11 protein-coding genes are annotated in these 13,435 nt (G+C 70.1%); 7 read left to right on the top strand and 4 right to left on the bottom strand.

Translation table 11 applies throughout. The features are described 5' to 3' along the window. Positions 1 to 7: 7 nt before the first annotated feature. On the bottom strand, positions 8 to 1,222 hold the full coding sequence (locus FEZ32_RS08615) for an arginine deiminase (RefSeq protein WP_175415764.1): 1,215 nt from the start codon (positions 1,220 to 1,222) through the stop codon (positions 8 to 10). Positions 1,223 to 1,276: 54 nt separating this feature from the next. Between FEZ32_RS08615 and FEZ32_RS08610 the strand changes: the two genes are divergently transcribed. Further along, positions 1,277 to 1,981 carry an SDR family oxidoreductase gene (locus tag FEZ32_RS08610; RefSeq protein WP_028702897.1) on the top strand — a complete coding sequence of 235 codons (705 nt, stop codon included), beginning with the start codon at positions 1,277 to 1,279 and terminating at the stop codon, positions 1,979 to 1,981. Between the two features lie 34 nt (positions 1,982 to 2,015). Here the strand turns inward: FEZ32_RS08610 and FEZ32_RS08605 are convergent, their stop codons facing one another. Together FEZ32_RS08605 and FEZ32_RS08600 are read right to left on the bottom strand one after the other, a co-directional pair. Next, positions 2,016 to 2,819 carry a hydroxymethylpyrimidine/phosphomethylpyrimidine kinase gene (locus tag FEZ32_RS08605; protein WP_028702896.1) on the bottom strand — a complete coding sequence of 268 codons (804 nt, stop codon included), beginning with the start codon at positions 2,817 to 2,819 and terminating at the stop codon, positions 2,016 to 2,018. A 138-nt stretch (positions 2,820 to 2,957) separates the two neighbouring features. Further along, positions 2,958 to 3,449, bottom strand: coding sequence for an NUDIX hydrolase (locus FEZ32_RS08600; protein WP_244937836.1), 492 nt, complete (start codon positions 3,447 to 3,449; stop codon positions 2,958 to 2,960). Positions 3,450 to 3,612: 163 nt separating this feature from the next. Here FEZ32_RS08600 and FEZ32_RS08595 point away from each other — a divergent pair, with 163 nt between their 5' ends. From FEZ32_RS08595 to FEZ32_RS08570, 6 genes are all read left to right on the top strand, one after another. Continuing rightward, on the top strand, positions 3,613 to 5,388 hold the full coding sequence (locus FEZ32_RS08595) for an acetyl/propionyl/methylcrotonyl-CoA carboxylase subunit alpha (RefSeq protein WP_028702895.1): 1,776 nt from the start codon (positions 3,613 to 3,615) through the stop codon (positions 5,386 to 5,388). Between the two features lie 72 nt (positions 5,389 to 5,460). Further along, complete coding sequence (locus FEZ32_RS08590; protein WP_028702894.1) at positions 5,461 to 6,201, top strand: hypothetical protein; 741 nt, start codon at positions 5,461 to 5,463, stop codon at positions 6,199 to 6,201. A 150-nt stretch (positions 6,202 to 6,351) separates the two neighbouring features. After that, on the top strand, positions 6,352 to 7,167 hold the full coding sequence (locus tag FEZ32_RS08585; RefSeq protein ID WP_028702893.1) for a purine-nucleoside phosphorylase: 816 nt from the start codon (positions 6,352 to 6,354) through the stop codon (positions 7,165 to 7,167). Positions 7,168 to 7,211: 44 nt separating this feature from the next. Then, the gene (locus tag FEZ32_RS08580; RefSeq protein WP_028702892.1) at positions 7,212 to 8,885 is read left to right on the top strand and encodes a phospho-sugar mutase; all 1,674 of its coding nucleotides are present in this window, start codon (positions 7,212 to 7,214) and stop codon (positions 8,883 to 8,885) included. 67 nt (positions 8,886 to 8,952) lie between these two features. Continuing rightward, positions 8,953 to 10,836, top strand: a complete 1,884-nt coding sequence (locus tag FEZ32_RS08575) for a DUF2207 domain-containing protein (RefSeq protein ID WP_097798496.1) — start codon at positions 8,953 to 8,955, stop codon at positions 10,834 to 10,836. A 212-nt stretch (positions 10,837 to 11,048) separates the two neighbouring features. Then, positions 11,049 to 11,612, top strand: coding sequence for a uridine kinase (locus tag FEZ32_RS08570; protein WP_138680901.1), 564 nt, complete (start codon positions 11,049 to 11,051; stop codon positions 11,610 to 11,612). 19 nt (positions 11,613 to 11,631) lie between these two features. On the opposite strand, the gene metG is transcribed toward FEZ32_RS08570, so the two are convergent. After that, positions 11,632 to 13,422 carry a methionine--tRNA ligase gene (gene metG, locus FEZ32_RS08565; RefSeq protein WP_138680412.1) on the bottom strand — a complete coding sequence of 597 codons (1,791 nt, stop codon included), beginning with the start codon at positions 13,420 to 13,422 and terminating at the stop codon, positions 11,632 to 11,634. Between the last annotated feature and the right edge of the window lie 13 nt (positions 13,423 to 13,435).

Genomic DNA, 13,435 nt, shown 5'->3' with positions numbered 1-13,435 from the left:
ACGCAGGTCAGCCCACCGGGTCGCGCAGCACCGGGCAGGACATGCACCGGGGGCCTCCGCGGCCCGACCCCAGTTCGGATCCGGGAATGGTGAGCACCTCGATGCCGGCGCTCTCCAGATGGGCGTTGGTGCGGGTGTTGCGGTCGTATCCGATCACCAGCCGGCGGTCCAGGGCGAGGGTGTTGTTGCCGTCGTCCCACTGCTCCCGTTCGGCGGTCACCGGGTCGAGGGCGGTGTCGATGACCCTCAGTCGGTCGATGTCCATCGCCTCGGCGGCGGCCTCGACGAAGGGACGCGGGCTGCCGACCCGGATGTCGTCGCCGTCCAGGGTGATCTCCAGGGCGGTCAGACTGTCGGCGACCGGCGGGTACATCACCACCGCGTCGGTGTCGACCATGGTGCAGATGGTGTCCAGGTGCATGGTGGCCCGCTGCTGGTCGATCGGCACCGCCAGCACCACCCGCGCCTCGCCGAGTTCGAAGGCCATCCGGGCGAGACGCTGGGCGCCGGCCGGGGAGGTCCGCTGTCCGACGCCGACGGCCATCACACCGGCGGCCAGGTGGAGGACGTCGCCGCCCTCCAGATTCTCCTGGCGCCAGCCGTAGCAGGGTGTGTGGGCGGCGAACCGGGGGTGGTGGTCGTAGATCAGCTCGGTGAGCTGGGTCTCGCGCCGACGGGCCGGCATGGTCAGCGAGGTGACGGCCGGGTGGCGTCCCACCCACACGCTGGAGTCGCGGGTGAACAGCAGGTTCGGCAGCGGCGCGATGACGAACTCCTCGGGCGCCAGCAGGGCGGTCACCAGGCTGCGCGGGGCGGCCGGTTCCAGGTCCGACAGCTCACCGTTGGACAGGCCGGCCATCAGCACCTCGGCCAGTCCCTCGCTGGACAGCTCGGCCATCCGGATTCTGAGGTACCCGCGCACCGAGTCGTCCAGGCGGAGGCTGGACAGGGCGTCGTGGATCGCCCGGGAGCGCGCCGTGGGGTCGTCGAGGACCTCCTCCAGCAGGTCGCGCAGCAGTAGCACCTCGACCCCGTGGTCGACCAGCACCTGGACGAAGTAGTCGTGGTCGCGCTGGGCCTGGTCGACCCAGGGAAGCCCGTCGAAGAGCAGCGCGTCGCTGTTGCGCGGAGTGAGACGCCGCAGCTCGTTGCCGGGCCGGTGGAGGATCACCGTGCGCAGTCGACCGACCTCCGAGTGCACCTCACAGGGCCTGATGTCCATGGGGCGACGATATACGCGTGGTCGGCGACCGCGGGGTGCTCATAGAGTGGCGTCATGGCTGACAGCACTCTCAGACATGTCCTGGTCACCGGAGGGTCTCGCGGGATCGGCCGGGCGATCGCCCGCGACCTGGGGCGCGACCACCACGTCCTGGTCGGGGGCACCCGGGCGCAGACCGTCGATCCGGTGGTCGCCGAACTGCCCTCGGCCGAGCCCTTCATCTGCGATCTGGCCGACGAGTATGCCACCGCACGGGCCGCCTCGGCGATCACCCGACTCGACGCGCTGGTCAACTGCGCGGCGGTCGGCGTCCAGGGTCCCGGCGCCATCGGCGAGGCCGGGCGGGAGCAGTGGCGACGGGTCCTGGAGATCGACGTGGTGGCCGTCGCCGATCTCACCCGACTGCTGCTGCCCCTGCTGCGCTCCTCCCACGGCGACATCGTGATGATCAACTCCGGATCGGGATTCAACCGACCCGGACCGGGAGGGGGGATCTACGCGGCGGCCAAGTATGCGTTGAGGGCCCTCACCCACGCCCTGCGCGAGGAGGAGCGGGGCGTGGTGAGGGTGACCTCGATCCATCCGGGCCGGGTCGACACCGACATGCAGGTCGCCCTGCAGGCCGGCAGCGGCAGACCCTATGTGGCCTCGGAGCACCTGCGTCCGGAGTCGGTGGCCGCCACGGTGAGAACCGCCCTGGAGGCCTCCGACGAGGCGATGATCGAGGAGTTGTCGATCCGGCCGGTGTTCCGGCGCTGACCGGTCCGGCCCACTCGGCCCTCGGTAGCCCTGCTCAGCCCTGGTAGTACCCCTGGTAGGCGCAGTCGAAGGGGGCATTGCCGTGCATCCGGTGCTCGATCGCCGAGACGACGACCTTCTTGGCGGTGCGGCTGGCCTCCAGCGGGGTGGCCCCCTTGGCGAGCTCGGCGGTGATGGCCGCGGCCAGGGTGCAGCCGGCGCCGGAGACGCGCTCCTTGCCGACCGCGGGCACCTCGAGGACCTCGAGGGTGTCGCCGTCGTAGAACACGTCGAGGGCGGTGCCGGTGTTCAGCAGGGTGCCGGCCTTGGCCAGCACCGCGGGCACTCCCTGGGCGTGGATCCGCTTGGCGGCGTCGATGAGGGCGTCGACCGAGGTGATCTCGTCGACCCCGGCCAGGATCTGGGTCTCGAACAGGTTCGGTGTGGTCATGGTGGCCAGCGGCAGCAGCTTCTCGCGCAGCGCATTGTCGGTGTCCAGGGCGGCGCCGGCCTCCTGGCCCTTGCAGATGAGGACCGGGTCGAGCACCACCTTGTCGAACTGGTACTTCTTGAGTGCGGCCTCGACCGCCTCGATGGTGGCCGGGGTGCCGAGCATCCCGATCTTCACCGCGTCGATCCTGCCGTGGACGCCGACCGCTGCCTCGATCTGGTCGGAGATGACCTGGGGATCGATCGGCACGAACCGGTGGCCCCAGCCGTTGGCCGGGTCGAAGGAGACGATGCAGGTCAGCGCCGTGCAGCCGAACACGCCGAGCTGGTGAAAGGTCTTGAGGTCGGTCTGGGCCCCGGCTCCGCCGGAGGCCTCGGATCCCGCGATGGTCAGTGCAATCTTCGTCACCCCTCCATCATCCACCCGCCGGACGCCGGGACCCGCCGCCGCCCATGGGCGAGACGGACCGCGGACAGGACCCGCAGATCATCAGCACCCAGTCCGGCCACACGCAGCACGAGGCCGCACAGGGACGCGACCGGCCAGTCAGTGGGGATCGTGCTCGATCACCACGTCCGGCCCCCCGGCCAGAGCCACCTCGATCCTGCGGGCGTGCCGCGGCTTGAGTGGCGGCAGAGCGTCCAGCGGGAAGAAGCGGGCGTCGGTGGACTCGTCGTCGCCGACCCGGGGCTCCCCGGCCACCCACCGGCACAGGAAGTCGTGGTCGAGGTAGTTGCACCGGTCCCGGTTCGGGTACTCGATCGTCCCGGAGACGGCCATCCGGGTGAGCCGGACCACCTCGATCTGGACGCACGCCTCCTCGGCTGCCTCCCTCACCACGGTCTGGGAGGGCAGCTCGCCGGGTTCGACGATCCCGCAGATGGGGGTCCAGGAGCTGTCGTCGGAGCGCCTCACCAGAAGCACCTCGGCGGGTCGGCCCGCCACCTGACGCACCACGGTGGCGGTGGCCCCCGACAACCACAGGTCCCGGTGACCGATCTGCTCTCTCAACTGAAGAATGAACTCAGGTGTGGGCACGCCGTCGAGGTTAGCCCTCCGAGCCGCCCGCAGCAGGCCGTCCGGCAGGTCATGGGGCCGGGCCCGATGAGTCTCCGGAGCGTGAGCTGTGCCACATTCGGGGCGATCTGCCCCTAGACTCCACAGAGACCGTCCCATAGGGACTGTGACGAATGGAGGAATCGTGGGGCAGACCATCCACCGGGTGCTCATCGCCAACCGCGGAGAGATCGCGGTACGCGTCATCCGAGCGGCAGCCGATGCAGGGATCACCAGTGTCGCCGTGTACGCCGACTCCGACGCCGACGGGCTGTTCGTCAAGCTCGCCGACGAGGCCTATGCCCTTAACGGGACCACCCCCGCGCAGACCTACCTGGACATCGACAAACTGCTCGACGTCGCCAGACGGGCCGAGGTCGACGCCGTCCACCCCGGCTACGGCTTCCTGTCGGAGAATGCCGACTTCGCCCAGGCCGTCATCGACGCCGGGCTGATCTGGATCGGGCCGCCGCCGTCGGCGATCCGGTCGCTGGGCGACAAGGTGCAGGCCCGCCACATCGCCAACAAGGTCGGTGCCCCCCTGGTGCCCGGCACCGCCGACCCGGTCTCGGGAGCCGAGGAGGTCGTCGAGTTCGCCAGGACCCACGGTCTTCCGATCGCCATCAAGGCCGCCTTCGGAGGCGGCGGTCGCGGCCTGAAGGTGGCCCGGACGATGGACGAGGTCGCCGATCTCTACGAGTCTGCGGTCCGCGAGGCGGTCACCGCCTTCGGCCGCGGCGAGTGCTTCGTCGAGCGCTACCTCGACAAGCCGCGACACGTCGAGACCCAGTGCCTGGCCGACCAGTACGGCACCGTCCAGATCATCTCGACCCGTGACTGCTCCCTGCAGCGCCGCCACCAGAAGCTGGTCGAGGAGGCCCCCGCCCCGTTCCTCTCCCAGGAGCAGCTCGACCGGCTCTACTCGGCGTCGAAGGCCATCCTCAAGGACGCCGGTTACACCGGCGCCGGGACCTGCGAGTTCCTGGTCGGACAGGACGGCACCATCAGCTTCCTGGAGGTCAACACCCGTCTCCAGGTCGAGCACCCGGTCTCCGAGGAGGTCTCCGGCACCGACCTGGTCCGCCTGATGTTCCACGTCGCCGAGGGCGGCCGTCTGGAGGACCACGACCCGGAGCTGCGCGGCCACTCCTTCGAGTTCCGCATCAATGCCGAGGACCCGGGCCGTGGATTCATGCCCGCTCCCGGCACGCTCACCGCATGGGTTCCGCCGTCGGGTCCCGGCGTGCGGGTGGACGAGGGGTACCACACCGGCATGTCGGTCCCGGGCGCCTTCGACTCGCTGATCGGCAAGCTGGTGGTCACCGGATCCAGCCGCGAACAGGCCCTGGAGCGCGCCCGGCGCGCCCTCGACGAGATGCGGATCGAGGGCATGCCCACCGTCATCCCGTTCGACCGGGTCGTCGTGCGGGACCCGGCGTTCACCGCCGAGGACGGGCACTTCGGCGTCTTCACCGACTGGATCGAGACCGAGTTCGACAACGAGATCGACGCCTACACCGGCGATCTGGGCAACCCGGAGGAGACCGAGCCGCCGCAGACCGTGGTGGTGGAGGTCAACGGCAAGCGCGTGGAGGTCCGACTGCCGGCCTCGCTGCAGGCCTCCCGTCCGGCCCAGGGAGCCCGGTCCAAGAAGCCCACCAGACGGTCCCGCGGGGGTCACCGTCCGGCTCAGCCGAGCGGCAACGCGCTGGCGTCGCCGATGCAGGGCACCATCGTCAAGGTCGAGGTCGTGGAGGGGGAGCAGGTCAGCGAGGGAGATCTGGTCGTCGTCCTGGAGGCCATGAAGATGGAGCAGCCGCTCACCGCCCACCGCTCCGGGATCATCCGCAACCTCATCGCCGAGCCCGGCAGCACGGTGGCCTCCGGAGAGGTGGTCTGCGAGATCGTCGACCCGCAGTGATCCCTGGCGGACCCGTCCGCTGTGGGCTACCCCGCCTTGAGCCCCGGCTGCCGGAACGGCATGCTGGGGGTCATGGGAAATCTTCTGCTGTTCATCGTCTTCCTGGTGGGAATGATCGCCACCATGGCTGCGATGACGCGCGCGCAGCGGCAGGCGCGCGAGGTGGAGGCGAAACGGACCAAGGCCATCGAGGCGCGGGTCAACCAGATGCGCGCCGACACCGAGACCGACGTCACCAATTTCGGCGAGAGCCTTCGCGAGCTGGACATCGAGATGGGCTCGGAGGATCTGTCCTCCGAGGCCCGCAAGGACTGGACCAGGGCTCTGGACTGCTATGACCGGGCGAAGACCCTGATGGCCTCAGACCCGGGCACCGGCAACATCACCCTGGTCACCGAGGCCCTGGAGGAGGGTCAGCACGCGGTGGCCTGCGTCAAGGCGCGACAGCACGGCGATCCGGTCCCCGAGATGCGTCCGCCGTGCTTCTTCGATCCCTCCCACGGTCCTTCGACCGCTGAGGTGATGTGGGCCCCCGAGGGCGGAGTCGCCCGCAAGGTGCCGGCCTGCGCGGCCGACGCCGATCGGATCCAGCAGGGTCGTTCGCCGTGGATCCGCACCGTGCCGATGGCAGGTCACCAGGTGCCCTACTGGGAGGCCGGCGAGGACTACGCCCCCTGGGTGCGCGGCTACTACCAGCGCTACGAGCACAGCCCGGCGGTCTCCGGGCTGGCCGTCGGCGGGCTCGGACTGATCGGTCTGGGTCTGTTCTCGGCCATGTTCGACGACGGCCCGATGGGCCCGGGGCCCCGCTGACCCCTCCCCCGTCATTCGGGCCCACCCCTCCCAGCACCTTCCCCTCTGCACCTTCTGCTCTGCACCTTCTCCTCAGTGGCCGCCGACGCATCCGCCCGCCGGAGAATCGCCGCCCCCGCCCTGTCTCGAGGACGCTCTAGAGTGGCCCTCATGACCTCAGCCGCTGAACCCACCACTCCGAGCTCCCTGGCCGCACAGGCTGCCGACACCATCCGGGCCGCTCTGGGCATCGACGGCGCCGACATCGGCCTGGTGCTGGGATCGGGATGGGCCGCCGGATCCGACCACCTCGGCCAGGAGATCGGCCGGATGCCGCTGTCCTCGATCCCCGGATTCCTCGCACCGGTGGTGGCCGGCCACGGCGGGGACCTCATCGCCACCCGGACCGCCTCCGGGAAGATCGCGATCGTGCTCACCGGCCGCACCCACTTCTACGAGGGCCACGGCGTCGAGCCCGTCGTGCACGGGGTGCGCACCGTCGCGGCCCTCGGCGCCTCGACCATGATCCTCACCAACGGCTGCGGCGGGATCCGCCGGGAGTGGACCCCCGGCACCGTGGTGGCGATCAGCGACCACATCAACCTCACCGGAGCCACCCCGCTGCGCGGGGCGACCTTCATCGACATGACCTCGGTGTGGACGCCGCGGCTCATCGAGCTGGTGCAGCGCATCGACCCGACCATCGCCACCGGCGTCTACGCGCAGTTCCACGGACCCCAGTACGAGACCCCCGCCGAGGTGCGGATGGCCTCGGCCATCGGCGCCGACCTGGTGGGGATGTCCACCGCCCTGGAGGCCATCGCCGCCCGGGAGGCGGGCCTGGACCTGCTGGGTCTGTCGCTGGTGACCAACCTCGCCGCCGGGGTCTCCCCCGAGCCCCTGGACCACCAGGAGGTGGTGGCCGCCGGACGGGCTGCCGCGCCGCGGCTGGCGGACCTGCTCGCCGCCCTGGTGGCCCAGCTGTGACCATCCCGGCGCACTCCCCCGCACCCGACCTCAAGGAGTCTCCTGTGACCAGCCTGTCCCTCCAGCGCCGCGCCGAGGTGGACGCCTGGATCGCCCAGGATCCCGATCCCGCCACCCGCTCCCAGCTCACCGAGCTGCGCGACCGCGCGCTGTCGGGGGACCGGGCGGCGACCGAGCAGATCGAGGCCGCCTTCGCGGGTCCGCTGGCCTTCGGGACGGCCGGCCTGAGGGCCGCCCTCGGGCCGGGTCCGGCCCGGATGAACCGGGTGGTCGTCCAGCGCGCGGCCGCCGGGTTCGCGGCATGGCTGCGCGCGCACGGCCACCACGAGGGGCCGGTGATGATCGGCTTCGACGCCCGGCACAACTCCGACGTCTTCGCCCGTGACACCGCCGAGATCATGGCCGGGGCCGGATTCCACGCCCTGCTGGCCGATGCCCCGATCCCGACCCCGGTCACCGCCTTCGGGATCGGCCACTACCACGCGATCGCCGCGGTGATGGTGACCGCATCCCACAACCCGCCCGCCGACAACGGCTACAAGGTCTATCTGGGCGACGGCTCCCAGATCGTGCCTCCGACCGACTCCGAGATCTCCGAGCAGATCTCCCGGATCTCCGCCTCCCCGGTCGATGAGATCCCCCGGGGCGATGACATCGAGATGGTCGGCGACGCCCTGATCGACGCCTATGTGGCCCGTGCCGCATCCCTGATCAGCGACCAGACGCCGCGCCGGTTGAGCTGGGTGTACACGGCGATGCACGGGGTGGGCACCCGGGTGGTGGACCGGCTCATCGGAGCCGCCCACCTGCCCGCCTTCGCCGGTGTCGTCGAACAGCTCGACCCCGACCCCGACTTCCCCACCGTCGCCTTTCCCAACCCCGAGGAGCCCGGCGCCCTCGATCTGTCGATCGCACTGGCCCGCCGGGAGCACGCCGACCTGGTGATCGCCAACGATCCCGACGCCGACCGCTGTGCTGTCGCGGCCGTCATCGACGGGGACTGGCGGATGCTCACCGGCGACGAGCTGGGCACCCTGATCGGCGCCCACCTGCTGGGGCAGGGCGTCGAGGGGGTCTACGCCAACTCGGTGGTCTCCTCGACCTGCCTGGCGAGGATGGCCCGCGCCGCCGGCCAGCCGCACGCCACCACCCTCACCGGATTCAAGTGGATCGGCCGGGTGCCGGGACTGGTCTACGGCTACGAGGAGGCCATCGGCTACTGTTGCGACCCCTCGAAGGTCCCCGACAAGGACGGCATCACCGCCCTGGCAGTGATCTGGCAGCTCGCCGCGCAGCTGCGCCGCGACGGCCTCACGGTCGGCCAGCGACTCGACCAGATCTGGTGCCAGTTCGGTCTGCACCGCACCAGCCAGCTGGCTGTCCGGGTCCAGGACCGCTCACTGATCACCGCGGCGATGGACCGCCTCCGGCAGTCCCCGCCGCACGAGCTGCTGGGTGAGCCCGTGACGGTCCGCGACCTCGACGATCCCGACGCCGACACCGGCCTGCCCCGGCAGAACGCCATCGAGCTCACCGGCGCGCACACCCACGTGGTGGCGCGTCCCTCCGGCACCGAGCCGAAGCTCAAGGTCTACCTCGAGGTCCGGCTGGACGCCGCAACCACGACCGCCGACCTGGCCGCCGCCAAGGACAGACTGGACGCCGACATGGTGCGACTGCGCGCCCAGGCCAGCGAGAGCCTGGGGCTGTCCGACTGAGTCTGCGGCCGACAGCTGGTCCGCCGAGGCGCTGGGGCGGCGGACCAGCTGTCGGTATGGTGGGCGCATGGCACACACTGACGATCCCCTTGTCCCTGGCCCATCACGACCTCGACACGGGCATCGTCTGCTGGCGGCGCTGGCCTGCCTGGTGATGGTGCTGCTGTCCTCGGTGGCCGTTCAGGGCACCACCGTGGCCCGCGCCGACGATGACGACACCCCGCGCAGCTGGTCGATCCCCGAGTACAACCTCGACGCGAATGTGAACCGTGACGGCGACGCCCAGGTCACCCTCGACATGGCCTTCGACTTCGACAACGACAAGGGCCACGGCCCCTACCTCACCTTCGTCAAGAAGCAGCGCCTCACCGACGACCCGGACCACTGGCGGATGATCGACTACTCCAAGTTCGCGGTGACCAGCCCCTCGGGGGCCAACGCCAATGTGGAGGTGAACGACTCCAGCTCGGCGGTCCAGCTCAAGATCGGACGCAAGGGCAGCACCTACACCGGGATCCAGCGCTACCGGGTGACCTTCACGGTGCACGGACTGATCGCCCCGAAGAGCGCCAGCAGCGGGCTGGACGAGTTCAACTGGCGGGTCTTCGACAACTTCGACGTGCCGATCGACCAGGCGAACGTCAAGATCACCGGACCTGCCGCCGTACAGCGAACCGCCTGCTTCCAGGAGACCCCGTGCACCTCCTCCAAGCAGGGCAGCACCGCCACCTTCCAGGGCCGTGACTTCGCCAAGCGCGATCCCTTCCAGGTGGTCGCCGGCTTCCCGGCCGGAACCTTCAGCGAGAAGGCGGTCGCCCGCGAGACCAAGCGCTACCACGCCGGCAACACCTTCGGACTGGACCCGGCCACCGCCGTCGGCACCGTACTCACCGCCCTGCTGGCCGGCTGGGTCGCGGTGCGCAGCCGCCTCAAGGGCCGCGACCGCGAGTTCGCCGGGGTCGCCCCCGGCATCATCCCGCCCAACGGCGAGGGCCCGGTCCAGGTGCGACGCAAGGATCCCGAGGTGGCGGTGGCCTTCCAGCCGCCGCGCGACGTCTCGCCGGCAGAGGCCGGAACCCTGCTCGACGGGTCGGCCGACACCGAGGACGTCACGGCCGCGATGCTGGACCTGGCGGTCCGCGGGCACCTCACCATCTCCCCGATGGGGGCCGACCGCAAGGGACGCACCAAGGACTGGAGCTTCACCCAGACCCCGCAGAGCGGCGACACGCTGCGCAGCTGGGAGCGCACCTACCTGGACATGTTCTTCGACGGCTCACGGAACGTCACCACCGCCCAGCTGCGCGACCAGCACGACAACAACACCCTCAGCGTGGCGACCGGCAACCTCAACACCGCGGTGAAGACCTACGGCTGGTACGACACCGACCCGATGACCCTGCGGATGAAGTCCCTGGGTGCCGGTCTGGGCATCGCCCTCCTCGGCGTCGTGATCGCCGTCGCGGGCGCCTTCGTGGGCTGGGGTCTGCTGGGCGTCCCGGTGCTGCTCATCGGCATCGTGATGGGCGTCGCGGGGATGATGAGGTCGCCCGGGCGCACCGCGAAGGGCACCGCGGTGCTCGATCAGATCAAGGGCTTCAGGCTGTACCTGACCACCGCCGAGGCCGACCAGATCAAGTTCGAGGAGGGCATCGACGTGTTCTCCCGCTACCTTCCCTGGGCGACCGTCTTCGGGGTGGCCGACCGGTGGGTGAAGATCTTCCAGGATCTGGAGGCGCGCGGCATCTACCACGGCAACTACGGCTGGTACGGCGGCGACTCGATGGCCTTCAACGCCGGCTTCGCCTACGGATTCAGCTCCTCACTCAACGACATGAATGCCGCGATGGCCTCCTCGATGGAGGCGGCCGGCACCTCGTCGACGAGCTCCTCGGGAGGCGGGTTCTCCGGAGGCGGCGGGTTCGGCGGCGGTGGTGGCGGCGGCTGGTGATCCACCCCGCGCGGCCCGGCCGGCACAGTCGGCGCGGGCCATGCGGGGCATTCAGGACATTCGGTGCGGCACGCCGGGAACGCGAGGGCGGGCCACCACAGCGGCCTCACCGGAGGCGTGACGCCGAACCGCTAGAATGACCGGCCGTGGCATCGTGCACCATCGTCCTGCTGGCCGGTCCGTCCGGATCGGGCAAGTCCCGTCTGGCCAGGTTGACCGCGGTCCCGCAGGTCAGGCTGGACGACTTCTACCGCAACGGAGACGACCCCGACCTGCCCCGGGTGCACGGCATGGTCGACTGGGACGACGTCGACTCCTGGGACATGGCAGCAGCGGTGGCCGCCCTCAGCCGGCTGGTGGCCTCCGGTCGCGCGGTCACCCCGCACTACGTCATCTCGGAGAACCGGACCAGGGGCAGCCAGGAGATCTGCACCGCGGGGTCCCCGGCGGTCCTGGCCGAGGGGATCTTCGCCACCGACCTGCTCGCCCCCTGCCGGGCCGCCGGCCTGGCGGTGCTGCCGATCTGGCTGGACCGGCCCCGCGATCTCAACTTCGCCCGCCGTCTGGGTCGCGACCTGCGTCAGCACCGCAAGCAGCCCTCGATCCTGCTCCGGCGGGGACTGGCGCTACGCCAGGATGAGCGGGAGCTGCGCGGTCGCGCCGTGGCGAGGGGATTCCAGCCGATGCGGATGGCGCTGGCCCGCCGCGAGATCGCGGCGCTGGCCCCCGACACCCAGATCTGGGCAGCACCCAGTCTGAGCAACACCCGGATCTGAGGCCGGGGACCGAGGGACCTCAGTCGGTGCTGATCGGCGCCCACTCGGGGCCGGTCTCGGCCAGCTTCGGGTCGATCTTGTGGACGATCGGCGAGGGCTTGGACAGCGGACGCCCCACCGCGATCGGCTCGGAGGCCCAGTGCGCCTTCTCGGCGGCGTAGTCGCCCTGCAGCACCGGGTAGCTGCGACCGTTCTCCGCCACCTCGACCATCTCGGGCATGGCGGCCCAGATGCCCTCCCCGCCCAGGGCCTGGTAGACCTGCTGGCTGGCGTGCGGCAGGAAGGGGGTGAGCAGGGTGTTGCAGTCGCTGACCACCTGGAGGGCGACGTGCAGCACGGTGTCGCGGCGGGCCGGGTCGTCCTTGAGCTTCCAGGGCTCCTGGGCGCTGATGTACGCGTTGGCGAGCCCGACGATCCTCATCGCCTCGGTGATCGCCGCCTTGAACTTGGCGTGGCCGAGCAGCTCCCCCACCGTCTCGAAGGCGCCCCGGGAGGCCTCCAGCAGCTCGGTGTCGTCGTCAGTGAGCTCGCCGGCGGCCGGGATCTGCCCGCAGTTCTTGAAGGCCATCGAGACCGACCGGTTGACCAGGTTGCCCCACTCGTTGGCCAGTTCGAAGTTCACCCGGCGGACGAACTCGTCCCAGGTGAAGTCGGTGTCCTGGTTCTCCGGACCGGCGACCGCGATGAAGTAGCGCAGCGCGTCAGGGCCGAACTCGCGCAGGAAGTCACCGACGAAGATCGTCGCGCCGCGCGAGTTGGAGACCTTCGAGCCGCTCATGGTGAGGAACTCGCTGGAGACGATCTCTGTGGGCAGGTCGAGGTGGCCGAGCTCCTGGGACTGCTCCCCGCCCTTGTCCCCCTCGCCGTCGACGCCGAGCAGGATGCCGGGCCAGATCACCGAGTGGAAGACGATGTTGTCCTTGCCCATGAAGTAGTAGGACTGCTCCTGCCCACCGGTCCAGAAGTCCTTCCAAGCCTCCGGATGACCGCTGCGCCGGGCCCACTCGATGGACGCCGACAGGTATCCGATCACGGCGTCGAACCAGACGTAGATGCTCTTCATCGGGTTGTCCTGCCAGCCCTCCACCGGCACCGGGACGCCCCAGTCGAGATCACGGGTGATGGGTCGGGGACGCAACTCGTCGAGCAGGTTGTGCGAGAACTTCAGGACATTGGGCCGCCAGTCGGTGCGGGTGTCGATCCACTCGGTCAGCGAGGTCGCCAGGGCCGGCAGATCCAGGAAGAAGTGCTCGGTCTCGCGGAACTCGGGGACCGCCCCGGTGGTCTTGGAGTGCGGATTGACCAGGTCGGTGGCGTCCAGCTGCCGTCCGCAGTGGTCGCACTGGTCGCCGCGGGCGTCGTCATAGCCGCAGAACGGGCAGGTGCCCTCGATGTAGCGGTCGGGCAGGGTGCGCCCGGTGCCAGCCTCGAAGGCGGCCAGCTCGGAGTGCTTGACGAGGTAGCCGTTGCTGTGCAGGGTCCGGAAGATCTCCTGGACGACATGGGCGTGGTTGTCGGTCATCGTCTCGGTGTACAGGTCGTAGGACAGCCCCAGCCCCTGCAGATCCTTGGCGATGATGCGGTGGTACTTCTCGGCGCACTGCTGGGCGGTCAGACCCTCCTGGTCCGCCTTCACCGAGATGGCGGTGCCATGGCAGTCGGATCCCGAGACCATCAGCACCCGGTGTCCTGACATGCGCATGAACCGGGCGAAGACGTCTGAGGGAACTCCGAAGCCGGAGACATGGCCGATGTGTCGGGGCCCATTGGCGTAGGGCCACGCGACGGCGGCAAGAATGTTGGCACACATGGGCCCCAGCTTA

The organism is Acidipropionibacterium jensenii (genome assembly GCF_005890135.1).
In the GTDB taxonomy this organism is placed as follows: domain Bacteria; phylum Actinomycetota; class Actinomycetes; order Propionibacteriales; family Propionibacteriaceae; genus Acidipropionibacterium; species Acidipropionibacterium jensenii.
This window is presented reverse-complemented; position numbering and strand designations above follow the sequence as displayed.